At 68.6% G+C, this 24,816-nt stretch carries 17 protein-coding genes; 6 read left to right on the top strand and 11 right to left on the bottom strand.

Features of this window, described 5'->3' with window-relative positions; all coding sequences use genetic code 11:
• Positions 1–215: 215 nt before the first annotated feature.
• Together IB232_RS12500 and IB232_RS12495 are read left to right on the top strand one after the other, a co-directional pair.
• Entirely contained in the window at positions 216–536 is a 321-nt protein-coding gene (locus IB232_RS12500; RefSeq protein ID WP_192398957.1) for a DUF2388 domain-containing protein, read from the top strand.
• Complete coding sequence (locus IB232_RS12495; RefSeq protein WP_318652270.1) at positions 536–2,497, top strand: DUF4105 domain-containing protein; 1,962 nt, start codon at positions 536–538, stop codon at positions 2,495–2,497. The genes IB232_RS12500 and IB232_RS12495 overlap by 1 nt, the downstream gene beginning before the upstream one ends.
• Positions 2,498–2,506: 9 nt before the next feature.
• On the opposite strand, the gene IB232_RS12490 is transcribed toward IB232_RS12495, so the two are convergent.
• The gene (locus tag IB232_RS12490) at positions 2,507–2,908 is read right to left on the bottom strand and encodes a GFA family protein (RefSeq protein ID WP_192398956.1); all 402 of its coding nucleotides are present in this window, start codon (positions 2,906–2,908) and stop codon (positions 2,507–2,509) included.
• 195 nt (positions 2,909–3,103) lie between these two features.
• Between IB232_RS12490 and IB232_RS12485 the strand changes: the two genes are divergently transcribed.
• Complete coding sequence (locus tag IB232_RS12485) at positions 3,104–4,408, top strand: CitMHS family transporter (protein ID WP_192398955.1); 1,305 nt, start codon at positions 3,104–3,106, stop codon at positions 4,406–4,408.
• 89 nt (positions 4,409–4,497) lie between these two features.
• Positions 4,498–5,256: a TerC family protein gene (locus IB232_RS12480; protein ID WP_192398954.1), complete on the top strand. Its 759-nt coding sequence runs from the start codon at positions 4,498–4,500 to the stop codon at positions 5,254–5,256.
• Positions 5,257–5,306: 50 nt separating this feature from the next.
• Here the strand turns inward: IB232_RS12480 and prfH are convergent, their stop codons facing one another.
• From prfH to recC, 10 genes are all read right to left on the bottom strand, one after another.
• On the bottom strand, positions 5,307–5,918 hold the full coding sequence (gene prfH / locus IB232_RS12475; protein ID WP_192398953.1) for a peptide chain release factor H: 612 nt from the start codon (positions 5,916–5,918) through the stop codon (positions 5,307–5,309).
• A complete protein-coding gene (locus IB232_RS12470) occupies positions 5,918–7,054 on the bottom strand; it encodes an RNA ligase RtcB family protein (protein ID WP_192398952.1) in 1,137 nt (378 codons plus the stop codon). Before IB232_RS12470 ends, prfH begins: the two co-directional genes overlap by 1 nt.
• A 364-nt stretch (positions 7,055–7,418) precedes the next feature.
• Positions 7,419–9,098 (bottom strand): phosphate ABC transporter substrate-binding/OmpA family protein, encoded by a 1,680-nt coding sequence (locus IB232_RS12465; RefSeq protein ID WP_192398951.1) that lies wholly within the window; start codon positions 9,096–9,098, stop codon positions 7,419–7,421.
• A gap of 22 nt (positions 9,099–9,120) precedes the next feature.
• Positions 9,121–9,972, bottom strand: a complete 852-nt coding sequence (locus IB232_RS12460) for a hypothetical protein (protein ID WP_192398950.1) — start codon at positions 9,970–9,972, stop codon at positions 9,121–9,123.
• Entirely contained in the window at positions 9,969–11,624 is a 1,656-nt protein-coding gene (locus tag IB232_RS12455) for an AAA family ATPase (RefSeq protein WP_192398949.1), read from the bottom strand. Before IB232_RS12455 ends, IB232_RS12460 begins: the two co-directional genes overlap by 4 nt.
• A gap of 3 nt (positions 11,625–11,627) precedes the next feature.
• Positions 11,628–12,377, bottom strand: coding sequence for a PspA/IM30 family protein (locus IB232_RS12450; protein WP_192398948.1), 750 nt, complete (start codon positions 12,375–12,377; stop codon positions 11,628–11,630).
• A gap of 138 nt (positions 12,378–12,515) precedes the next feature.
• Positions 12,516–13,043 (bottom strand): REP-associated tyrosine transposase, encoded by a 528-nt coding sequence (locus IB232_RS12445; protein WP_192398947.1) that lies wholly within the window; start codon positions 13,041–13,043, stop codon positions 12,516–12,518.
• 116 nt (positions 13,044–13,159) lie between these two features.
• Entirely contained in the window at positions 13,160–15,013 is a 1,854-nt protein-coding gene (gene recD, locus IB232_RS12440; RefSeq protein WP_192398946.1) for an exodeoxyribonuclease V subunit alpha, read from the bottom strand.
• A 184-nt stretch (positions 15,014–15,197) separates the two neighbouring features.
• Entirely contained in the window at positions 15,198–18,743 is a 3,546-nt protein-coding gene (recB, locus tag IB232_RS12435) for an exodeoxyribonuclease V subunit beta (RefSeq protein WP_192398945.1), read from the bottom strand.
• A complete protein-coding gene (recC, locus tag IB232_RS12430) occupies positions 18,740–22,108 on the bottom strand; it encodes an exodeoxyribonuclease V subunit gamma (RefSeq protein WP_192398944.1) in 3,369 nt (1,122 codons plus the stop codon). The genes recB and recC overlap by 4 nt, the downstream gene beginning before the upstream one ends.
• Positions 22,109–22,217: 109 nt before the next feature.
• Here recC and IB232_RS12425 point away from each other — a divergent pair, with 109 nt between their 5' ends.
• The gene (locus tag IB232_RS12425) at positions 22,218–22,955 is read left to right on the top strand and encodes a Bax inhibitor-1/YccA family membrane protein (protein WP_192398943.1); all 738 of its coding nucleotides are present in this window, start codon (positions 22,218–22,220) and stop codon (positions 22,953–22,955) included.
• 177 nt (positions 22,956–23,132) lie between these two features.
• Positions 23,133–24,815, top strand: a complete 1,683-nt coding sequence (locus IB232_RS12420; RefSeq protein WP_192398942.1) for a Na/Pi cotransporter family protein — start codon at positions 23,133–23,135, stop codon at positions 24,813–24,815.
• Position 24,816 lies beyond the last annotated feature (1 nt).

Here is a 24,816-nt window from a genome sequence, read left to right as displayed (position 1 = left end):
CAGTTTCGTGGTCACACTGGTGCGATCGGTGCAGCCATGGTCGGCCAACGACGCCAGCTGTGTATTCATGGGGCAGCGACCTGCGACTGCCCCAAGCTATTCTCAGCCGGTAACCACGTGATCGGCCTCGCGCTCCGGGCCATGCGGGCTTGAACTGGCGCCGCCGAATTTCGTCCAATAAGCAATCCCATCCGTTCCGCTTGCCTGGAGCCGCCATGCGCCGCCTATTCCCTATCCTTCTCGCCACCACCCTCTGCCTTGGTGCCAGCGCCCAGGCGCAGACTCTGGTAGCCACCAGCAACATCATCGTCCGCGCGCTGGATCGCAGCTTCGACTTCACCTCCGACACCACCACCTCGGTGCGCGACATGAAGGTCGTCCGCGCCGCCCGTGATGATGCCGCCAGCTTCGTCGCCAGCCAGGGCGAGATCCGTGGCGTGCAGCTGGAAGCGGCCTTCGCCACCCTGCGCGAGCGCCTGCCGGAAGCTCGCCAGGCCGATGACCAGGTGCTTGCCGAAGCCATTCTCGCCCTGTGATTCCCCGCGCCGCGCGCTGGCTGGTCGCGCTGCTGCTGGCCGGCGCCAGCGCCGGCCTTCAGGCCGAGCTGCGCCTGGACCTGGACCACGAGGGACTGTCCTCCGCCGAAATCCAGGCCAGCCAGGCCCTGCTGGATCAGGCCGTGGCGGCGCTGCCGCCGAGCTTTGTCCAGCGCCTGGATCGCCGGGTGGAAGTGCGCTGGTCCGCTGACCTGCCGCACGACGTCTACGGCCGCACCACCCGCCTCGACGCCCTCAGCCTCAACGCCCGGCTGTTGCCGCGCCTGCTCGATCCCACCCTGGCCGAGGCCGCCAGCGGGCGTGCCCACGGCAGCCTGCGCCGCGAGCTGCTGGCCACCGTGCTGCACGAACTGACCCACCTGTATGACCGCGCCCGCCTGTGGCCGGCCAGCGAACGCCTGCAGCAATGGCGCTGCCGCAACGAATTCGCCAGCAGCGGCCTGGTCGGCCAGCGCGACCTGTGCCGCGGGCAGACTGAGCGGCGCTTCAGCCTCAGCGACGACCCGCAACTGCTCGACCTGGCGGGCTGGCAGCAGCAGGTCGGCAAGCGGGGCACCCGCGAGCAGGACAACGGCCAGGTGGCGCGCAGCCCCGACCCCTATGAGCTGAGCAATCCGCGCGAGTTCGTCGCGGTGAACATGGAGTATTTCCTGCTCGACCCGACCTACGCCTGCCGCCGCCCCACCCTGCAGCGCTACCTGCGCCAGCACTTCGCCTGGCAGCCGGCACAGCGGGCCGAGTGCGCCGCCGACTATGCCTACCTCAACGCCGGTCGCGACTTCGCCCGCCAGCCCCTGGGCCGGCTCGATCCCGAGCGGGTCTACGAGGTCGACTACCTGCTCGCCGAACCCAACCAGCAGTGGGCCAGCCGCTGGGGCCACAGCATGCTGCGCCTGGTGGTATGCGCCCCTGGCCGACCACGCGGCCCGGCCTGCCGGCTGGATCTGGACCAGCACCTGGTGCTGTCCTACCGCGCCTTCGTCGGCGACGTGCAGCTGTCCAGCTGGGACGGCCTGACCGGCGCCTATCCCTCGCGCCTGTTCATCCTGCCGCTGGCCCAGGTGATCGAGGAATACACCAAGGTCGAACTGCGCGGACTGTCCTCGATCCCCCTACGCCTGACGCGCGAAGAGACCGAGCAGTTGGTGGCGCGCGCCGCCGAACAGCACTGGAGTTACGACGGCGACTACTGGTTCCTCTCCAACAACTGCGCAGTGGAGACCCTCAAGCTGCTACGCGGCGGCACGGGGCGCAACGAGCTGCAGGGACTGGACAGCATCATGCCCAACGGCCTGCTCGATCTGCTGGAGGCGCGCGGCCTGGCCGACCGCAGCGTGTTGGCCGATCCGCGCGAGGCGCTGCGTCTGGGCTATCGCTTCGACTCGTTCCGCGACCGCTACCAGGCCATGTTCGTGATCCTGCGCGAGCGCCTGGCGGTGCCGCAGCAGGAGGTAGAAGACTGGCTGGCCCTGCCGCCGGAACAGCGCCGCGCCTGGTTTGCCAAAGCCGACCTGCGCGCCAGCGCCGCCCTGCTGCTGCTGGAACAGGCCGCGCTGCGTCGTCAGCTGCTGCTGGCTCAGGAACAGCTCAAGCAGCGCTATCTGGGCGCCCGCGACAACCCCGGCGAACGCCGCTTCGCCGAGGCCGATGCCACCTTGCGGCAGATCCTCGACAACAGCGGCTTCCTCAGCCGCCCGGCGGAGCTGCTGGATGCCGGCTACGGCCTGCCGCAGCCCGGTGAATGGCAGCAGCTGGAAGCTGCCAGCAGCGCGCGCCAGCTGAAGCTGCGCCAGCTCAGCGACGATCTCGACCGCGAAGTCCGTCTGCTGCTGGAGCCCGAGCTGTTGGCCGAGATCGAAGCCGGCGAGGTCAATCTGGAACAGCTCGGCCAGCACCTGCGCGCGCTGCACAAGGCCAGCGGCGGCCTGGTCCTGCCGTAGGCAGACCGCCTATAGCTGTTCTTCATCCTCCTCGGGCAACTGCTCGTCCAGATGCAGCCAGGGCAGGCGGCTCTTCACCCAGATATGCCGATCGGCCGGCGCCAGTTCGGGCTGGTCGAGGCTGGCGACCGTCAGGTCCAGGCTGTTCGGACTGCGATCGGTGAACAGGCTCAGCTGGCAGCCGCAGCGCCCGCAGAAGTAGCGCGTGCAGCTGGCCGACGAGGCATAGGCCGCCGGGCTGCCGCAAGTCCACTGGAAGCTGTCGCGGGGCACCGTCAGCCAGGTGACCACTATGCCGCCGCTGGTGCGCCGGCACACCGAGCAATGGCAGTGGGCGATGTCGCGCAGCGGCGCGCGGATGCTGTAGCGCAGCTGCCCGCAATGGCAGCCGCCGTGGTGCAGCTCGCTCATGACGCCCTCCGCAAAGTCCCTTCATCGCCAAGCTAGCACGCCGAAAGCTGCCTGAAAGCTTCGCCGCCTAGCATCCGTCCACCATCGTCCCCGGACCGATGGCCCGACAACAACAAGATGGGTGCCCGCCTTGCCTCGCCACCGCCTGCCCGTGGCCTCGCCGCGATGCCGCCGTGCGCCCGTCCGGAGATAGCCATGCTGACTTTCCTCGGCTTCGCCATGGTCATGACCTTCATGTACCTGATCATGAGCAAACGCCTGTCCGCCCTGATCGCCCTGATCATCGTCCCCATCAGCTTCGCCCTGATCGGCGGTTTCGCCGCCGGCATCGGCCCGATGATGCTCGAAGGCATCGGCAAGCTCGCCCCCACCGGGGTGATGCTGATGTTCGCTATTCTTTACTTCGCCCTGATGATCGATTCCGGCCTGTTCGACCCGGCCGTGCGCGCCATCCTGCGCCTGGTCAAGGGCGACCCGCTGAAGGTGTCGATGGGCACCGCCGCGCTGGCCCTGATCGTCTCCCTCGACGGCGACGGCGCCACCACCTACATGATCTGCGTCGCCGCCATGCTGCCGCTGTACAGCCGGTTGGGCATGAGCCCGCTGATCATGGCCGGACTGATCATCCTCGCCGGCGGCATCATGAACATGACGCCCTGGGGCGGCCCCACCGCGCGCGCCGCCAGCGCCCTGCACGTCGACCCGTCGGACATCTTCGTGCCCATGATCCCGGCCATGATCGCCGGCTGCATCGCCCTGTTCGGTGTCGCCTGGATCTACGGCAAGCGCGAGCGCGCCCGCCTCGGCGTGCTGCACCTGCCGGACGAGCAGGACAACCACGCCGAGATCAGCGTCTCGCAGTACCCGGAAGCGCGTCGACCCAAGCTGCTGTGGATCAACGGCGCACTGACCGCCGCGCTGATGGCGACCCTGATCGCCGGCCTGCTGCCGCTGCCGGTGCTGTTCATGATCGCCTTCAGCATCGCCATGATCATCAACTACCCCTGCCTGCAGCAGCAGAAGGAGCGCATTGCCGCCCACGCCGGCAACGTGCTGGCGGTGGTCGGGCTGATCTTCGCCGCTGGCATCTTCACCGGCATCCTGTCCGGCACCGGCATGGTCGAGGCCATGTCCAAGAGCCTGCTGGCGGTGATTCCCGAAGCGATGGGGCCGTACCTGGCGGTGATCACCGCCTTGGTGAGCATGCCGTTCACCTTCTTCATGTCCAACGACGCCTTCTACTACGGCGTACTGCCGGTGCTGGCCGAGGCCGCCAGCCACTACGGCATCAGCCCGGTGGAAATGGCCCGCGCCTCGATCGTCGGCCAGCCGGTGCACCTGCTCAGCCCGCTGGTACCCTCGACCTACCTGCTGGTTGGCCTGGCCAAGATCGAGTTCGGCGACCACCAGCGCTTCACCCTCAAGTGGGCAGTACTGATCTGCCTGGCCATACTGGTGGCAGCGTTGCTGCTCGGCGTGTTCCCGATGTTCGGCGGCTGAGCCGACGGTAGACGCAATTTTCACCCAAAGCCGGATAGAATCACGCCGCCCGCGCGGCCTTCGCCTACCACCGTACAAAGGAATCGATAATGGAATGGCTCACCAACCCGGAGATCTGGGTTGCCTTTCTCACCCTGACGGCCCTGGAAATCGTCCTCGGCATCGACAACATCATCATGATCGCCATCCTGGTCGGTCGCATGCCGCCGCACATGCAGGCGCGCACCCGCTTCTTCGGCCTGGCGCTGGCGATGGTCACCCGCATCGGCCTGCTGCTGTCGATCACCTGGATCATGCGCCTGACCAACGACCTGTTCGAACTGTTCGGCCAAGGCATCTCCGGGCGTGACCTGATCCTGTTCTTCGGCGGCCTGTTCCTGCTGTGGAAGAGCAGCACTGAGATGTACCACAGCCTGGAAGGCGAGGACGAAACCGGCGAGCAGCCCAGCGGCGCCGCGCGCAACTTCATCGGCACCATCATTCAGATCGCCATCATCGACATCGTGTTCAGCCTGGACTCGGTGATCACCGCCGTCGGCATGGTCTCCCACGTACCAGTCATGGTCGCCGCGATCATCGTCGCCGTGCTGGTGATGATGCTGGCCGCCGGCACCATCAGCGACTTCATCGAAAGGCACCCGTCACTGAAGATGCTGGCCCTGTCCTTCCTGGTGGTGGTCGGTACCGTGCTGATCGCCGAGAGCTTCGAAGTCCACGTACCAAAGGGCTACGTCTACTTCGCCATGGCCTTCTCCCTGGCCGTGGAGGCGCTCAACATCCGCATGCGCATCGCCCGCGGCCGCAAGGAAGATCCGGTCAAGCTGCGCAAGGACATGCCGGGCGAGTAAACCGGAAGCTGTGCATAAAAGAACGGGGCCGAATGGCCCCGTTTTTCATTTCACTCGACGAAGCGCTCGCCGCGGAAGGTGCGCCGCGGGTTGCCGCGCTCCAGCCGATGGTGGCGCAGGCGCCGCTCGGCACGCAGCTGATCATCAGCTGCCTCAGCGCGCTCGGCCAGGCGCCGGGCGATCAGCAACACGGCCAGACGCTTGTTGGCATGCTGGCTGCGCTCGCTCTGCACCTTGACGCTGATGCCGCTGGCCAGGTGAGTCGCCCGCACCGCCGAATCGGTGGTGTTGACGTGCTGGCCACCAGGGCCGGACGAACGCAGTGTCTCGAAGCGGATCTCGCTCTCCAGGCTGGCCGACGGCGCGGCAAAGCACGCCCCGCCGAAGAACCAGTTCTTGCGCCCATGGCTCGGCCGGTAGCTACTGGCACAGACCCACAGCAGCGAACCGCTCCAGGCCTCGGCCAGTACTTCGGCTTCCTCGCCCTGCAGCGCCACCAGCACGGAGCGCAGGGTGCCGCGCGCCACTCCGGCTTCCTCTTCCAGCACACGCACCTCGACCCGCGCCGCCTCGGCTTCCGCCAGCAGCCGGCGCAGCGCCTTGGCCACCGCCAGCGCGCATTCCTCTGGGCCCTGGCCCGCCGACAATTGCAGGAGGATCATCAGCAGCACCCTCCCCGCGTCTTGTAGGTCAGCACCGGCTTCAGCCGCGCCAGTACCCGCACCAGCCCGGCTTCCCGCAGGGCGCCTACCACCGAATCGATGGCCTTGTAGGCCTCCGGCGCCTCCTCGTAGATCAATGTCCGGTCGGCACAGATCACCCGGCTGCCCAGCGCCGTGCGAGCCAGCTGTTCGACGCTGTAGCGCGACGCCAGGCGCTCCTTGCACTCGCTGCGCATCCATTTGCGCCCGGCCCCGTGTGCCAGGGACAGCAGGCTGCGCTCGTCGGCAAGCGGTTCGACCAGGTAGCTGAAGTCGCCACGCGAACCAGGGATCATCATCACCCCCTGGTCCGATGGCGTGGCGCCCTTGCGGTGCAGCCAGCCGTCGCGACCGACGATGCACGCCGGCGACACCAGGTTGTGGTTGACGTCCAGCAGCGGCTCACCGTCGGCGCGCAGGCGCTCCAGCATGCGCCGGGCGATCAGTTGGCGGTTGGCCTCGGCAAAACGCAGGGCGCCGTCGTGGCGCGCCAGGTAATGCGTGCAGGCCTCGCTGCCAGCCTCCAGCCCGGCATGGCCGAACAGGTCGACCTGCTCACGCAGGATCGCCTCGCCCAGCCCACGCGAGCCGCTGTGTACCAGCAGAAGCAGGCGGTTGAGGGCGATGCCGAGCCGCTCCAGCGCGGCATCGTCATAGCTCAGGTCGAGCTGCTGCAGCTCGGCGAAGTGGTTGCCGCCGCCGATGGTGCCCAGCGAGCGCTCGTGACCGCAGGCTGGCAGGCCGAAGGCGGCAATCGCCTCGGCCCAGTCCTCGTCGAGCGGCGCATCTAGGTTGCCCAGGCGCTTCTCGAGCTTGTCCAGGTGCAGCTTGGCCGTCGATATATCGGTACGCCACAGAGCCATGCCGCAGCCGATGTCGTTGCCGACCAGCGCCGGGTACAAGCGACCGATGGAAAAGAACGCCGCGCCGACCGGATAGCCGCGCCCCGGGTGCAGGTCCGGCATGCCGGCCACCCGTTGCATGCCCGGCAGGCGAGCGGTGGTTTCGAGTTGTTGGATCGCTTTTCCTTCGATCCAGGTGTCGTCCGCGGCGATCAATATGACGCCGTCGGACAGATTGCGGATGCAATTGCCCATGGTCCAATCCCTATGGGTTGAAATGAAAATGTTGGGAGTGGCAGGACCGGGCCGGGTGACGCGCGCCGCAGCGAAAGCGGCGGAGAGAATCAGACCAGACGCGACCTGCAAAGGGTGATCAGCTGCTGCATGATGTGCCTCCTTTGCTGTCGGTTGAGGGGGAGAAGGCGCGCATCCTAGGCCGATGGCGCGCGCCACGCAATCCCTGCGTCTACTTCGGCTGCGCCACTGCAGCCGCTTCTTCGCGCGGGCCCGCAGGCAACAGCGGCCTGCCAGCACAGTGAAAAACACCGGCGCTGCGCCGGTGTTTTTGCTCTGACTATTCGTGCGGCGCTGGCTGCAAGCCAGGCACCGCCTCAGCCCGTCACTCCAGGGTGAACCACTGCACTTCGACGCGGCGGTTCTGCTCGCTGTCCTGGCCGATCGGCTCTTCCCAGCCGCGACCGACCAGCTCGATGCGGTCTTCGGCGATGCCGGTGTGACGGGCCAGCAGGGCATCCTTGACCGACTGGGTGCGCTGGCGCGACAGCTCCATGGCCTTCAGCGCCATGCTCTTGACCAGCGCCGGGCCGCCCTGGCGTTCGAAGTCCGGCACCATGGCGTTGTCCACGTGGCCGCGCAGCAGGACGATGGAGCCGGGGCTGACCTGGAGGAATTTCTTGATGGTGTCCAGATAGTCCTGGTTGGCCTTGGCATCCTTGTCCAGCTCGGCCGAGTTGGCCTCGAAGAAGAAGCGGATGTCCTTGCTCAGCAGCGCGTCGCCTTCCAGCGCCACCTTGCCGGTGGTGCGGATCGGCGCGATGGAGATGGTCTGGCCCTTGAACGTACCGCCGGCATCCAGCGCCTTGAGGTGCTGCAGGTTGGCGAAGCGTGCCGGGTCGGCCGGATTCTTGATCAGCGCGCCATAAGCCAGCACCGAGGACTGGAAGATGCCCTGGAAGGAGCCGGCCGAGTCGATGCTGCCATCGAAGAAGGCCAGGTTCTCCGGCAGGTTGCTCAGGTGCACCTTGCTCAGCTCATCGAGGGTTTCCTGGGCGGTCCAGCCGAACGCCTGGGCGACCACGCCGGCATTGGCCTGGGGATCGTCGCGCAGCAGGCGGTTGCCTTCCAGCAGGCCGTTGACCAGGCCCTTGACCTTGTCCGGGTGGGCGTTGGCGAAGCCCTTGTTGACCACCAGGATATCCGCCACCACCAGCAGGTTGCGGTTGGACACCAGCATCTTCGCGGCACCGGCGGACTCGGCCACCACCTCGTCGGTACGCGGCGACCAGCCCACGCAGCCATTCAGCCGGCCATTGCCGCCCAGCTCGGCGGCGTAGGCATCACAGGCGATGAAGGCGTCCTCGTAGAACACCAGGCCCAGCTCATTGGGCGCCGGGCGGCTGTTCAGGTCGCGCAGCACCTTGACCGGCACGCCGGCCTCGGAGGCCAGGTAACGGATGAAGAACTCGCTTTCGTTGAACTGGCTGGCGCCGAGCACCTTGCCCTTGAGCTGGTTGATGCTGGCGATATCGCTGTCCACCACCACCTGGTCGGCACCACGGGAAAAGGCGATTTGCGCCGGCACCGTGACTTCGAACTGGCGACCGAGCACAGCCAGCACGTCAGCCGTGGTGGCCACGGCGGCGATCTGGCCATTGTTCAGCGCCGACCACTCCTCGCTCTCGCCCTTGTTCAGGCGCACCTGGAAGCCGTACTGCTTGGCGAAGATCGAGTTCGGGTTGGGCGCCAGGCCTCCGTTGGCGACGATCAGGCCGCCGTAGCCGGCGTACTCGCTGATGTCGATATCGATGATGTTGTTCTTCATCTCGTAGGGCGCTGCCGACTGCAGCACCGGCGTGCCGGTAACCGGTTCGGCCGGCTCAGGCGCGGCAGAGCCGCCACCGAGACTGCTGGGCAGGCTGCTCAGCGGACTGTCGCCGCCCTTGAGCATGTCCTTGCTGACCAGCCAGCCGCCCAGGCCGAGCAGGCCCAGCACCAGCACTATGGTGATCAGCTTGCCGGCAGCGCTACCGCGCTGACGGTGGAAAAGATTCGGGTGCATGACTTGTCTCCCTGTCGATGAATTATTGTTTTTCGGTAACGGCCTGAGGCTTGCTGCCCTGTCCCTGCAGCACGTAGCTGGGCAGGCCCTGTTGTTCGTTGAGTTCGAGCACGCCGAGCAGATCGCGCTGGTCGTTGAGCCAGCGGCTGGCCTCGTTGAACGAGGAGGTGAGGGCGTTGAGCGCCGTGCCGATCTGCTCCTCGTCGGTAGCCAGCAGGGTTTGCTCGCGGATCAGCGCGATCTGCTGGTCGATGCGCGCCAGTTCGGCATCCACATGTTCCTTGCGCCGCAGCCCCTCGGCGTGCGCCGCCTGGCGGGCGTCGATTACTTGCTTCTGCTGCTCCAGGCTGCGGCGCAGCTCGGCGCCCAGGTCGCTGGCGGCCAGGCGCTGGTCGATCTGGTCTTCCTGCTGCTGCAGCTCGGCGCTATCCGCCGCGGCGGTGTCCACCACCACGCTGAGTGCCTGGCCGGCCACCAGCAGGCGCAGATTGAGCCACACCAATTGCTCCAGGCTGTCGGCATGGGCGCTCATCAGCGGCGAGCGCGACAGCAGCTGCAGCACCTCGCGGGCACGCGTCTCTATGCGTTGCTGACGTTGGCGCTGGCTATCGCCGAGCAGGGCCAGCGTCGCCTCGTAGCGCTGCTCGGCAGGGTCGATGTGCACCTCGCCAACATCCACCGCCGTGCGGAAGCGCTTGTTGCTGGCCAGCAGGCCCAGGTAGGCCAGCTCCAGGCCGGCGCCGAGCACCCAGAAGCCGGGACTGACGAATAAGCCGAGCAGGCCGAAGGCGGCCAGGCCAAACCAGTTCGGCGGCAGCGGCATGCCCAGCGGACGGGCCGTGAAGGCGGCCCACAGATAACGCCCGGCACTCATGGGTCGACAGCCTCCTGACCAAGGGCACGCAGCACTTCGGGAACGAAGGCCATGTCGGTGGCCTCGCGAATGGCCAGCTGCATCTGCAGGCGCAGCACCTGCTCAGGCACCGGCGGCTGGTAGCCCTGCAGGCAGTGCTGCAGCGCCTCCAAAGCCGGCAGTTGGGCGGTGCGTACCTGGCGATAGACCTTGACCGCCAGGGCCTCGGCCGCACCCGGCGTGAGCAGCAGCGGCAGCGCCTGCTGCTCCAGCTGCGCCTGCTCCAGTTGCAGGTCGAAGCGCTTGAGCAGGGCCCGCAGCAATGCCGCGCTCTCCGCCACGCTGGTGGTCGGCAGCAGGGGAATCTTCACGTCGACCCGGCCGGGGCGCTTAAGATCCACCTCGATCAGGTCGGGACGCGAGGAGGCGAGAATCCAGATGACTTTGCCGCGGTTGTCGGCGCTGCCCATCTCCTGGGCGATCATCGAGTACAGTCGTCCGGACAGGCCGCTGTCGCCACTGCCACCATCGCGCTTGCCGAGGGTCTGGTCGGCCTCGTCGATAAATACGATGCAGCGACCGAGGCCCCGGATCAGACGGAAGATTTTCTCCAGGTTGCCTTCGCTGGAACCGACCCAGCGATCGCGGAAGTTCTTCAGTTTGACCACCGGCACACCGGCCTCGCCGGCCAGGCACTCGACCAGGTAGGTCTTGCCGGTGCCCACCGGGCCGCAAAAGATGTAGCCCTTGGGCAGCGCGCGCAGGTCGGCGGCCTGCCACAGCGCCATGTCCTGGCGCAGCCAGGTCTTCAGCGCCTCTTGGGCGTGGTAGTCGTCGAGGGTGCGGGCGGACTCGATGAACTCCACCAGTCCGGCGCTATCGGCCTCCACCAGTTCCTTCTTGGCCTCGGCCCAGTCGCGCGCGCCGAGCACCTTGCCCTCGTGGGCACGGCGCTTGACCAGGCTGGCCAGGGCACTGAGGCTGACTCCGGCCAGCGCCTGCTCGGCACCGTCGTCCTGGGCGGCGAAAGCCTTGGGGTGATCGATGCGCAGCTGCGCCAAGCACTGGCGCAGGTCGTCGACGTCCGGTAGCGGCACCTGGATGCGGTCGATGCGCGGGTTGTTTGCCACCAGCGGATGCAGGTCGTTGAGGTTGTCGGCCAGCAGCAGACTGGCGAAGGCCATGTCGCTGAACGGCGGCTCGGCGGCCCAGTCACGCACCAGGCTGGCCAGGCTCGCGGTGGCGAAGTCGCCCGGCTGGCCGGCCGGCAGCACCAGATCGGCGCCGCGCAGTATCACCGCCACATGCTGGCTATCGCCGCGACCCAGCGCGCGTAGGTTGGCGCGGTAGCGCAGGTAGCGGCTGATCAGTTCCACCGCCGCGCGCGGCTCGTGCGGCCAGGGCTGCACCTGCGTCGCGGCCGGCCATTCGGCGAAGCGCTCGCCGCCGCGCAGCAGGCTAAGGCCATTGCCCGGATCGTAAAGGAAGACCACGTCGAAGGCGGCCAACAGGCGCGCATCCAGATAGCGGGTCAGGCTGACCAGGCGGCCGTCCAGCGGGAAGCGGTCGGCGACATTGCCGTACAGCACGAACTGGCCATGGGCGCCGCTCTCGTAGGCCAGGCGCAGCTCCTCCAGCCAGGCGGGCGCCTGCGGGGCTTGAACCGCGGCCATGGCTTACTGGCTTTCCGACTGCGGGTTGCCGCCCATGCTGCGGTTGGCCTCGGGCGCGGCCGCCTCGGCGCCGGGCAGGGCGATACCTTCCTTGGCGGCGAACTCGGCCAGGGCCTGGTCGGCCAGGGCGTCCATCTCCGCTTCCTTGAGGTTCACTTCGCTCATGTCCATCGAGTCGCGAGCCATGCGCGCGCGGCCGGCGGCCTTGGTGCGCTCTTCCTCGACCATCTCGTGCAGGCGGTTGAGGGTATCGCCGGAGCCACCGATGGTGCTGACCATGCCGGCAGCCATCTCGTTCATCTCGGCCATCGCGGTCTTCATGCGCATGTCGTTGATCGCGCCCTTGAGCGCCTCGATCTTGGCGCGCGCGGCGTTCACCGCCACTTCGCGGGCCTTGGTCAGGTTCTGGTAGGTCTCTTCGGCCTGGGCCAGCTGGCGACGGTTCTCTTCCAGCTCGCGGGCCAGGCTCTGCAGACGCAGGGCGTTCTGCGCAGCAGCCGACTTGTTGCCGGCGCGCAGGTGGGCGGTAGTGCGGGCATGCAGCTCACGCTCCTCGGCCTCCTGCTTGCGTACCTGGCTCATCAGGCGCTCGGCCAGACCGGCGTGGGCAGCCAGGCCCTGGTTGAAGTTGGCGATCTGCTTGCGCAGGTTCTCCTGCTCCAGCTCCAGCAAGGCTTCCGGGTTCTTCCGCTCCAGATCCTTGATGAACAGCGAGAGGATGCCTTTGAAGACGTTGGCGAGGCGGCTGAACATGAACAACTCCTTGCGATCTGCGTGCAATCCATCGTGCACCGGCGCCACGGCCGGCAGGGCTTGGCGCATTCTTCGCGAGCGGGCGGGCAGATGCAACCTCGCTGCATGATTGTGCGAAACAGGGCCCCACAGCCTGCGCTATTCGCACCCCCTACTTACCCGCTCCTCATCACCGCCCGCCCAATCCGCGGTCAACAATCCTTCCCGCACATAGCGGTGAAAACTCGACCAGGGCCAATCGACCACCCGCTGTACCAGGCCATGCTTGAGCGGGTTGATATGGACGTAGTCGACGTGCGCGGCGAAGTCCCGCTCATCACGCAGCACATGCTCCCAGTAGCGCGGTTGCCAGATCCCGGCCTCGCGCCGGCTATTGGTAGCGACCGCCATGCCGCCTGCCCGCAGGCCTCTGGTGAACAGTACCTTGAGCTGGCCGATTCGCGCCGCGTAGTCCTGGTCGCCAGCAGGCAGGCTCATCACCAGATGCAGGTGCTCCGGCAGAATCACCACCGCATCGATATGAAAGGGCCGGCGCAGCTGCGCCTGGCGAAAGCACTCGCGGAGCAGATCGACATGGCGCGTCAGCAGATCCTGGCGGCGATCCGTCAGGGCCAGGGTGAAGAAATAGCTGGCGCCCGCTACCCGGGCGCGCCTGTAGAGCACCATTGCCTGAACCTCCTTGTTCAGCCACTTTTCCCCGGACTAAAGTCCGGGCTACCCGATCAGCCTAGCGCCGAACCGTCACCCGTAGCCCGGACTTCAGTCCGGGAGCCCTGGCAGCATCAAAACAGACTGAGCTGGTCGGTTGCCGACGACACCACAGGTGCTACTGGCTCACTGGCGACTGTCTGCGGGCCGGCTACCAAACGCTGCGCCAAGCCCGCCGCCCGCTCCGCCTTGCCGTTAACTGCCTCGCTCAGGCGCGCCGGCAGGCCCCAGATTTCCACCTTCTGCTTGGCACGGGTGATGCCGGTGTAGAACAGCGCGCGGGTCAGCAGCGGGCTTGGGCTTTCCGGCAGGGCCAGCAGCACTTCGGCGAACTCGGAGCCCTGGCTCTTGTGCACGGTCATGGCGAAGGCGCTGTCGTGGCTGGGCAGGCGTGCCGGAGCGAAGGCGCGGAAGCCGTCTTCGCCTTCGAAATAGACACGCAGGCCATACTCGCCGGCCAGGCAGATGCCGATATCGCCGTTGAACAGGCCCAGCGCGTAGTCGTTCTGCCGCACCATCACCGCGCGGCCGGGGTACCAGCGTTCGCGCTCGGCCAGCGAGTAGCGGCGCTTGATGCGTGCCTCCAGTGCCTCGTTGAGGCCGCTGACGCCCCAGGGGCCCTCGCGCTGGGCGGTGAGGGCACGGAAGGCGTTGAAGGCAGCGAAGGCTTCGGCCGGGTCGCCCTTGCGCGCGGCCTGCAGGTAGGGCCGATAGCCCAGTTCCAGGCGCTCCAGCAGCGCGGGCTGGCTCGGTTCGGCCTGCCAGGCCAGGTCGGCGCGGCCTTCGCGCAACAGGTTCAAAGTGCCGGCGGCATCGCCGCCATTGATTCGCCGTGCCAGTTGGCCGATGCCGCTGTCGCCGGCGAAGCGGTGGCTGTGGGTGAGCAACACCACAGCGTCGCCCAGCGCCGAGCGCGGTGTCTCGACCGGCACACTCTGGCCGGTGATGCGTTGCAGTTCGGCGGCGGCCGCGGCGTCGAAGCCACGGCCTTCGCACAGCTCGGCGAACACGGCGCCGGCCTCCACCGCCGCCAATTGATCCTTGTCGCCGAGCAGGATCAACCGCGCCTGCGGCGGCAGCGCGGCGACCAGCTTGGCCATCAGCGCCAGGTCGACCATAGACGCCTCGTCCACCACCAGCACATCCAGCGCCAGGGGCCGCGCCGCATCGTGGCGCACGGCCGGGCTGTCGCCGCGACTGCCGAGCAGGCGATGCAGAGTGCGCGCCTCTTCCGGCAGCAGCGCCTTGAGTTCATCGGCCAGCGGCAGGTCGGCCTTGGCATTGCGGATCGCTTCGGCCATGCGCGCCGCCGCCTTGCCGGTTGGCGCGGCCAGGCCGATGGCCAGTCTGTCGCCGCCAGACGGATGGCCGCCCCGCTGTTCCAGTAGCGCGGCGAGCAGGCGTACCACGGTGGTGGTCTTGCCGGTGCCGGGACCGCCAGAAATTACCGCCAGGCGCCGGCGTACTGCCTGGGCGGCGGCCAGGCGCTGCCAGTCCGGCTGTTGCTGGTTGAAAGCGAACAGCCGCGCCAGGCTCTCGGCCAGCTGCGCCTCGTCCACCTCGGGGCGGTCGGCGGCGCGGGCTAGTAGCTGCGCGGCCAGTTGCGCTTCGTAGGCCTGGTAGCGCGCCAGGTACAGACGCTCGCCCTCCAGGATCAGGGGGGCGAAGGCACCAGGCCCGGCGACCAGCGCAGAACGCTGCAGGCGGGTACGCAGCTCGCTCAGCGGCGGCAGGACGAAATCGAATTCCGCCCAGGGACGCTGTCCCGCCACCCGCGCCAGCGGCAGGCAAACGTCGCCCGCAGCCAGAGCCTCGCTGCACAGGGCGGCGCAGACCAGCACGGCCGCATCCGCCTGCGGCTCCAGCCGTTGCAGGCTGGCCAGCAGGGCGCGTTCCAGCGGGCCGAGGGGCAGGTCGGCGAGGTTCATCGCGCAGTCCCCCTCCCCCCAACCCTCGGCCTCGGCTTCCTGCGTCGCCCTACCTCCTGCATCCATGCAGTCGTCTCTCCAAGGGAGAGGGAACGGTTTCTCGATGCTTCTATGGCGGACGTAGCCCGGATGCAATCCGGGAAGGCCCGCCCCCGGATTGCATCCGGGCTACTGCCTGAGCACATTACTGCCCCTCCGCGAACAATCGGTCCAGCGCATCCAGCAGGGCATCGTCCGGGCGGGCGAAGTACACCCCGGCCTCCGGCATGCCGCGCAGAAACAGGTAGAAGGCGCCGCCCAGCTGCGCGTCGGTGAAGCCGGCCAGGCGCGTACGCAGGAAGCGCCGCAGCGCCACCAGGTATATGAGGTACTGCAGGTGGTAATGCTCGCCGGCAATGGCCTGTTCCAGACGCTCGGTGCCGTAGTGGTCTGCGGTCGGGCCGAGCCAGTTGGACTTGTAGTCGAGGATGTACCAGCGCCCGTCGTGCTCGAAGGTGAGGTCGATGAAGCCCTTGAGGAAGCCCTGCAGCTCGTCGAACTGCAGGCGCTCGGCAGCCTGGCGCATAGCCGCCGGCAGGCCGTACGCCGGATCGGCGAGCAGCACGCGCAGGCGCTCCACGTCCAGGCGTTCAACCGGAAAGGTAAAGCCCAGCTCGGGCAGGCGGCGGGTCGGGTCGAGGGTGGCCAGGCTCAGGCCCTGGCCGTCCAGGTCACAGTCCAGCACGCGCTGCAGCTGCGCGGTGGCGGTCTCGGTCCAGGTCGCCGCGTCGATGCCGTGGTCCTGCAGGGCGGCCGGCACCAGTTGTTCCAGGCTGCCCTTGCCGCGCATCCAGTCTTCGAGGATGGCGTGCAGGCAGGTACCGGCGCGGGCGCCGCGAGGGAAGGCGAAGAAGCCGGCGCCGGGTTCGCTGGCGTCTGGCATGGCCAGACCGTCGCGGTCCGGCGCCTCCATGTGCATGCCGGCGGACAGGCCGGAGAAGCTGCCGATGCGCCAGGCGCTGTGCAGGCTGCGGGCGAAATGCTGCAGAGCCTGCGGCGGCTCGGCACGGCTCTCGCCAGCGGCGCTGGCCTCTTCCAGCAGCAGCGGCAGGCGAGCGATCAGGCTGCCGCTTGCCTGCGCCAGGTCGTCCAGCTCGGCAGCCAGCGCCAGGCCTTCACGGCCGCAAAGATGCGCCGCCAGCTCGCCCAGGGCGTCGGTACCTGGCAGCTCGCGGCCGTGCAGCAGCCAGGCCAGGGCACTGCTGTGCAGGCCCTCGTCGGGCAGCGAGCCATCCTTCTTCGGCTTGGGCAGGGCGGGCGGGCCCCAGTGCAGCCACAGGCGATCACGGGCGCGGGTCAGGGCCACGTAGGTCAGGCGCAGCTTCTCGGCAAAGCTTTCGCGCCGCGCCACCTGTAGGCGCTCGTCCAGGCGCGCGCTGCCCAGGTCGAGCAGCGGCTGGCCGTGCTCGTCGTGGCAGCGCGCGCTGTCGGTGTGCTGGCCGAGCAGGCGGCCGTCCCACAGGAAGGGGCAGAACACCAAGGGATATTCCAGGCCCTTGGAGGTGTGGATGGTGACGATCTGCACCCGCTCGGCATCGCTTTCCAGGCGCAGCAGGGCGTCCTCGCCGGCGCCCTCGCTGCTGCGCTGGCCGTCGAACCAGGCGAGCAACGCCTCCAGTCCCGGACGCTGCAGGCTCTCAGCCTGCAGCAGTTCAGCCAGATGCAGCAGGTTGGTCAGCCGCCGCTCGCCGTCGATGCCGGCCAGCAGGCGTTCGGCCACCCGCTCCTGGTCCAACCACGCTCTAAAGACGCGCATAAAGCCGTGCTGCCGCCACAGCTGGTGGTACTGCTCGGCGGCGGCGCGCTCCTCGTCCCAGGCGCGTTCGTCGTCCTGGCAACGGGCGATCTGCGCCGCGTCGCGCCCTAGCAGGCGGGTGGCCAGGGCGTAGCGCAGCACGCCTTCGCGGCCCGGCTCGGCGTAGGCCGCCAGCACCGCCGCCAGCTCGCCGGCCTCCTCGCTGTGCCACACGCTGTCGCGACCACGGCGTACGCTGGGTACGCCACGCGCGGCCAGCTCGGCAGCGACGCTGGCGGCCTCGCGATGGTTGCTGACCAGCACGGCGATATGGCCGCCCTGCAGCGGCTTCCTGTCGTCGCCTTCGGCGAAATAGGCATCGCCTTGCGCACTGGCGGCGAGCAGCGCGGCAATCCTGCGCGCCGTATCCGTGGCGGCCAGCTCGCCGGCGCGGGCCTTGCTTATGCCCTCGTCACCGAGCCAGACCAGGCCCAGCGGCGCGCTGCCATCCTGCTCGGGCAGCACCAAGGTGGCCCGCGACTTCTTGCCGGCGCTGACCGGCGGGTAGTTCAGCCCGTCTTCGGCGAACGGCTGCGGGCGGGCGAACAGGCAATTGAGCGCGGCGATCAGCTCGGGGGTGGAGCGGTAGTTGAAAGGCAGGTCGTACTGTCGCTCGGCCGCGTCGCGGGCCTGCAGGTAGGTGGCCAGGTCGGCGCCGCGGAAGGCATAGATGGCCTGCTTGGGGTCACCCACAAAGCAAAGGTCACCACCGTCGCGGTAGATGCGGTCGAAGATGGCGTACTGGATCGGGTCGGTGTCCTGGAATTCGTCGATCAGCGCCAGCGGGTACTGCTCACGCAGGCGCGCGCCCAGGTCCTCGCCGGCCGGCCCGTGCAGCGCCTCGTGCAGACGATTGAGCAGGTCGTCGAAGGCCAGCAGGCGCTGGGCCGCCTTGCGTTTCGGCAGCTCGACGTTGAGCCGGTCGAGCAGCTCGACCTGCAGGGCGATCAGCTTCTGCCTTCCCGCCGGCTCGGCGGCGGCCAGGGCCTCGGACAGCACATCGAGTGCATCGGCCAGCTCGCACTGCGGCGCGTCGAAGCCCTTCTTGCAGGCCTTGCCCAGTGCGGCGGCGCCTAGCTTGAGCAGTCCGTCCGGAGCCTCGAACAGGGCCGCCGGGTCGGCGAAGTAGGCGTCCAGCTCGGCCGACCACAGCGGCAGCTTGGAGACCTTGTGGGTGGTCTGGCTGAGGCCGCCGTGCCCCCGCAGGGTCTCGATCCAGCCGTAGCCGGCGTCGTGCCACAGTGTGGCGGCGCGCTGCCAGGCGGCGCTGGCGGCGCTCAGCTCGACACCGCTGGCCGCCTCGCGCGGCTCCACCCGCAGGTAGGGTTTGCCCAGGTGGCTGCGCAGGGCCTGCCGCAGGGTCGATGGGGTGATCCTGGCCTTGGCCAGGAAGCGCGCCCAGGCCGGATCGGCCTCGGCCAGCACATGACGCCAGGCATCGCCGAGCAGGGCGTCGAGCACCTCGCGGTCGTCCTGGGTCAGCTCGGCATCGAAGTCGCCGCCGGCCTCGAAGGCCGAGTCCTGCAGGGCGCGCTGGCAGAAGCCGTGGATGGTGAAGATCGCCGCCTCGTCGAAGCCGTGCACGGCCAGCAGCAGACGGCGGCGCGCCGCCTCACCGGGATGGCGACGGTGCAGCTCGATCAGGAAGTCATCGTCGCTCTCGCCACCTTCATACAGCGCCAACAGCTCGGCCAGGCGCGCGCGGATACGCTCCCGCAGTTCGGCCGTCGCAGCGGTGGTATAGGTCACCACCAGGATCTGCCCCACGCTCAGTTGCTGCTCTAGCAGCAGGCGGGCATACAGGGCGGTGAGGGTCCAGGTCTTGCCGGTACCGGCGCTGGCCTCGATCAGCGAGCGGCCGGCGAACGACGAATCCTGCAGGTTCAGGTCGTTCATTCGGCCTCCTCGTCGCCACTGGCCAGCGCCTTGAGCGCCGGGCCCAGCAACTGCTCGGCGAGCTGCTCGAAGCGCCCGCCGAGCGGGTCGCGCTCGCGGAAGGCGAGGGCGTACCAGGGATCGAGAACCTCGCCGGGCACAGGGCTGAACTCGGCGCCTAGCCAGGCGGCCTCGGCCTTGTCGCGGGCGGCGTCGCGTGGCTCCTTGCGGCTCTTGGCGCTGGGCGTACACAGGGCCTTGGCGAACTCGTAGCTGCTGCGGGTGATGAAGGGCAGCGGCGCGCTCAGGGCCTCGCGGTAGGCCAGCAGCCAGGGTTCCAGCAGCGCGCGGGCATCCACCTGCGGGCCGAGTTGCCAGTCACCGGCCGGCGAGACCAGCAGGCTCTCGCGGGCGATCTCCGCGGTGGCGCCGCCCGCTGTCCAGGCACAGTTGAGCAGCAGGTGGCGCAGCCAGAAGCCGGGCAGGTCCCAGGCGCCGGGCGCGGCCAGGCGCCAGTCGAACAGGCCGTGGCTGGTCACGCCGTCCAGCCAGCCGTGCACGCGCACACCGGCCAGTTGGATATCCACCAGCAGCGGCTGCGGCGTCTCCCCCGGGCGTGCCTCGAACAGGCGTGGGGCGAAGGCGCGCACCGGGCCGCGCTGCTTGCCCCACAGGGCATGCCCCAGCTCGCCGGGCGGCAACCAGCCAGCGGCGCGGGCAATACGCCGCTCCTGCTCCTCCGACCAGCCACGCTCCACGGCGTGCAGGGCCAGCTGGCGCAGACCACGACGCGCCGGGCCTTCGAGGGCGAAGGGCTCGTCGGCGGCGATGGCCTCGTCGGCATCGGCCAGGCGCAGGCCCAGGCGTTGCTCCAGGAGAAAGCGCGCCGGATGGCGGAAGCACTGCAGCAACTGGCTCGGCTCGATCACCAGCGGATCGCCGCCCGACCTATCGGGGCCCGGCTCGGGCAGCCGCTCGATAAAGGCTGGCGGGGTCAGCAGCGGCGCCTCGGCCAGGCGCCGCGCGGCGCGGAACCAGGCGGGGGCGAAGCCCTGGCGCGCGCCGACGGCCGCGAAGTTGCCGGGAGCGAAGGGCTGCAGCGGGTGTTCGACAGTGATGCGCGCGCTGGCATTCTGCTCCTGTGGGAGCGGCCTTGGCCGCGAAGCTTCTGCGCTGGCGTATTCGCGGCCAAGGCCGCTCCCACCTGATTTAGGCTGGCCGGCCACGGCGGTCAGATCGACCGCCTCCAGCAGTTCGCTGACCAGCACCGAGGGAGGCAGCTCGGCGTTGTCGCGCGGGTCGCGGCCGACATAGCTCAGGTACAGACCATCGCGGGCGCTGAGCAGGGTTTCGAGGAACAGGTAGCGGTCATCCAGGCGCCGCGCCCGATCACCGCGGCGCGGACGCCTGGCAATCAGGTCGAAACCGGCGGCCGGCGTGCGCCGGGGCAGGGCGCCGTCGTCCAGGCCGAGCAGGCAGACCAGGCGGAACGGCAGGCTGCGCATCGGCACCATGGTGCAGAAGGTCACCGCGCCGGTGAGGAAACCCGAAGCGCCGCTGCCGCTCTCCAGCGCCGCGCCGAGCTGCTGGCGCACCAGCGCCAGTTGCAGCGGGCGCGCGATGCCGGCGTCCAGAGCCTGCCGACCCAGCGCCGCACAGGCCTGGCTGAGCAGGAGCAGGGTGTCGCCGGATTCGCGTTCGTCGAACAGCACGTCGATCAGGCCCTGCAGGTCCAGCGCCCAGTCGGCCAGCGGGCGGTCACGCTGCAGGCGCTCGGCCAGGCCGGCGAGCAGCTCGACGAAGGCGCACAGGCGGCCGAGCAACTGGCCGCGGGCACCTTCCAGGGCATCCAGTGGCAGGCTGTCGCCGAGCAGCGGTACGCCGTCGCCGGCCAGTTGCGGTGGTGCGGCGAAGCCCAGCAGCAGGCGGTCCAGACCCTGGCGCCAGGTGAAGGCATCGTCGGCCGGCAGGTCCAGCGCCTGGCGGTGACCAGCGTCGCGGCCCCAACGCACGCCGGCCTGGTGCAGCCAGTCGCGCAGCAGCGGCAGGTCTTCGGGTTCGATGCCGGCGCGGCGGGCAATCGCCGGCTGCTCCAGCCAGGCGAGGATCTCCTCGGCGGCAAAGCGGCTCTCGGGCAGGCTGAGCAGGCCGAGGAAGGCCTCGATCAGCGGCGTTTCGGCGCGCAGGCTGCGGTCGGCCAGGCTGTAGGGAATATGCGGCGCGCCTTCGCGGCGGGCGAAGACGGCCTCGATATAGGGCGCGTAGCGCTCGATGTCCGGGGTCAGCACCACCACCTGATCCGGGCTCAGCTGCGGGTCGGCGGCGAAGCGCGCCAGCAGCTGGTCATGCAGGATCTCCACCTCGCGCAGGGGCGAGTGGGCGATATGCAGCTCCAGCGAGCGGTCGTCGTCGCGCAGGGCCAGGCGCTCGTCCGGGGTGCGGGTGCGCAAGCGCAGGATGTCCTGCTGCAGCGCATGCAGCAGGCTGTCGTCGGCCAGCTCATTGTCCTGTGGGTAGATGCCGTTTTCCTCGGCGATCTGCCCGAGCAGGCTGTCGAAGAAGTCGCGGCCCTGCTTGCCCAGGCTGGCCAGCAGCGGGTGGCCGACGTCGAGATACCAGTCGTCCGGGCTGACCTCGGACTGGGCCAGCTCGCGTACGTCGCGAATCTCGCCCCAGGCCTCGCGGCACGGGTTGAGGGCGAAGATCACCACGTCGGCGTGTCGCGCCAGCCCCTCCAGCACACGCAGGTGATGCGGCGGCAGCGAGCTGATGCCGAACACCAGCAGGCGCTCGGGCATCCCGGCGATGGGAGCATCCGCATGCAGGCGCGCCAGCAGCTCGCCGAGCAGGCGCGCGCGGTGCGGGTGGCCGTCACGGGTCAGCTCCTGCCACAGCAGCGCCTGCCAGGTTTCGTCCGCGCCCAGGTCGCACAACTCGCCGCGCTCCCAGGCGGCCAGCCAGTCGTCGCGATAGAGCAGGTATTGGTCGAACACGTCGGCGATCTTCGCCGCCAGGGCCTGGCGGCGGCGCTCGTCGCCACCTTCCAGATAACGCTGTAGGCGTTCGGCACGGGCCAGGTTGGCCGGCTCGCACAGCCAGTCGTAGAGGCGCCAGGTCATCGCCTGTGGATTGAACGCCGACTGCTCCGGCAGGGCACCGAGCACCTGGCGCGCCAGGCCCCAGACGAAGCTGGACGGCAGCTGCACCTCGAGGTGCATGGCGATGCCCTGCTCGCGCGCCAGCTGCAGGGTCAGCCAGCGGCCGATGCCCTGGCTCGGCACCACCACCCGCGCCGGCGCCAGCACGTCCGCCTGCGGCTGGGCGAGCAGCCGACAGGCCAACAGGCCGAGGGTTTCCAGGTCGGGGGCGTGGTACAGGCTGAGCATGGGCGGCGCTGGCGGATGGACTGCCGGCAAGGTTAACAAGAAGCGCCGGCGGCGCGGATTTTTTGCTACCGTGCCGGCGCCAACATAACAACGACGCAAGGAGCGCACCATGGCATCTGGCAACCCCTCGCTTTCCGAGAAAGCTTTCAGCAATCTCGATGTATCCGCAGACCCGATGACCCTCGGCGGCACCGTCAACAAGACGGCCATGCTGCTGGCCCTGACGCTGATCTCGGCGACCTGGGTATGGGGCAGCTATTTCAGCAATCCCGAGGCGGCCGCCGGCCTGATGCCCTGGGTGCTGGGCAGCGCCATCGGCGGCTTCCTGCTGTCGCTGATCATCATCTTCGCCAAGCGCAGCGCGCCCTACCTGGCACCGCTGCATGCGCTGGTCGAGGGCGTGTTCGTCGGCGCCATTTCGGCTTTCTATGAGGCCAAGTACCCGGGCATCGTCGTACAGGCCGTGGCGCTGACCTTCGGCACCCTGTTCTGCCTGCTGGCCGCGTACCGCAGCGGACTGATCCGCGCCACCGAGAACTTCAAGCTCGGCGTGGTCGCCGCCACCGGGGCCATTGCTCTGCTGTACCTGGTCAACCTGGGTCTGCGCCTGTTCACCGACCTGTCGATCCCCTTCATCCACGAGAGCGGCGTGCTCGGCATCTGCTTCAGCCTGTTCGTGGTTGTGATCGCCGCGCTCAATCTGGTGCTGGATTTCGACTTCATCGAGCAGGGCGTCGAGCAGCAATGCCCGAAATACATGGAGTGGTATGCCGCCTTTGGCCTGATGCTGACCCTGGTCTGGCTGTACCTGGAAATCCTCCGCCTGCTGGCCAAGCTGCGCCGCTGACATACCCGCGCACGGAGCACCACTCGGCTGCTCCGTGCCGCTGCAATCTGCAGGGCGAATCGATCCTCTCCAGCGAGGCTGAACGCCTGGCGCCTTCACCGATCTACAACTAAAGCTAAACAGGAGGGCGGCGGAAAACCGCACCCATCGAAGAAGAGCGAGCCCCGAGGCTGCGCCATGCTTACCCTGCTCAATCTGCTATCCGCCATCGCCCTGCTGGTGTGGGGCACCCATATCGTGCGCACCGGCATCCTGCGGGTGTACGGCTCGCAGCTGCGGCGCATCCTCAGCCACAGCGTGGCGCGGCGGCCGCAAGCATTCGCCGCCGGCATCGGCGTCACTGCCCTGGTGCAGAGCAGCAACGCCACTGCACTTCTAGTCACTTCCTTTGTCGCCCAGGACCTGATGGCGCTGGCCCCGGCCCTGGCGATCATGCTCGGCGCCGATGTCGGGACAGCGCTGATGGCGCGGGTGCTGACCCTCGACCTGTCCTGGCTGTCGCCGCTGCTGATCTTCGTCGGCGTGGTGCTGTTTCTCTCGCGCAAGCAGAGCCGCCTGGGCCAGATCGGCCGGGTGGCGATCGGTCTCGGCCTGCTGATCCTGGCCCTGCAGCTGATCGTCCAGGCCGCCCGGCCGATTGCCGAATCCCACAGCATCGAGGCGCTATTCGCCTCGCTGACCGGCGACCTGCTGCTGGATGCCCTGGTCGGCGCGCTGTTCGCCCTGATCACCTATTCCAGCCTGGCCGCCGTGCTGCTCACCGCCACCCTGGCCGGCAGCGGCATGATCAGCCTGCCGGTGGCCATCGGCCTGGTCATCGGCGCCAATATCGGCAGCGGTGTGCTGGCGCTGATCAACAGCAGCATGCAGTCGGCGGCCGGGCGCCGGGTGGCCGTGGGCAGCCTGCTGTACAAGCTGCTCGGCCTGCTCCTGGTGTTGCCCGTGGTGGAACCGCTGGTGCACTGGATGGAACAGCTGGACTGGTCCGCCGCGACCCTGGTGATCGGTTTCCACCTGGCCTACAACAGCCTGCGCTGCCTGCTGCTGTTGCCCACGGTAGGCTGGATGGCGCGCCTGTGCACTCTGCTGCTACCGGAGCGGGCGCGTGACGAAGGCGTGGCCCGGCCGCGCCATCTCGACCGCACCGCGCTGGAGACGCCGAGCCTGGCACTGGCCAATGCAGTGCGCGAGACCCTGCGTATCGGCGACCTGGTGGAGCAGATGCTGGTGCACCTGCGCGAGGTGCTGCGCGGTGGCTCCAGCGAGGCCAGCCAGCAGGTGCGCCGCCTGGACGACGACGTCGACGCGCTGTACGGCGCGGTCAAGCTGTACCTGGCGCAGATGCCGCGTGACGACCTGCCGGCCCACGACAGTCGGCGCTGGGCGGAGATCATCGAACTGGCGGTGAACCTGGAGCATGCCGGCGACCTGATCGAGCAGATGGTCGGCAAACTCGACAACCACAAGCGCGCCCGCCACTACAGCTTCTCCGACAGCGGCCTGGAGGAACTCAGCGGCCTGCACGAGCTGCTGGCCAACAATCTGCGCCTGGGCCTCAACGTGTTCCTCAACGGCAACCGCGACAATGCCCAGCGCCTGCTGCAGGAGAAACACCACTTCCGCCGCGAGGAGCGCAAGCTGGCCCACGCCCATGTCGGCCGCCTCAGCCGCCAGGTGGTGCAGAGCATCGAAACCAGTGCCCTGCACCTGGAGCTGATCGCCGACATGAAGCGCCTCAACTCGCTGTTCTGCGGCAGCGCCTATGTGGTGCTGGAAGGCGCCGACAGCCACGGCGCGCAGGACGAGGAAAACGGCACCGCGCTGCATCCGGACAACGGCGAGGCACCGCCGGCCGGCTGAG

The organism is Pseudomonas sp. PDM15, from assembly GCF_014851565.1.
Taxonomy (GTDB): Bacteria; Pseudomonadota; Gammaproteobacteria; order Pseudomonadales; family Pseudomonadaceae; genus Aquipseudomonas.
Note: the sequence above shows the minus strand (reverse complement) of the source record. Positions and strands in the feature narration are given on the sequence as shown.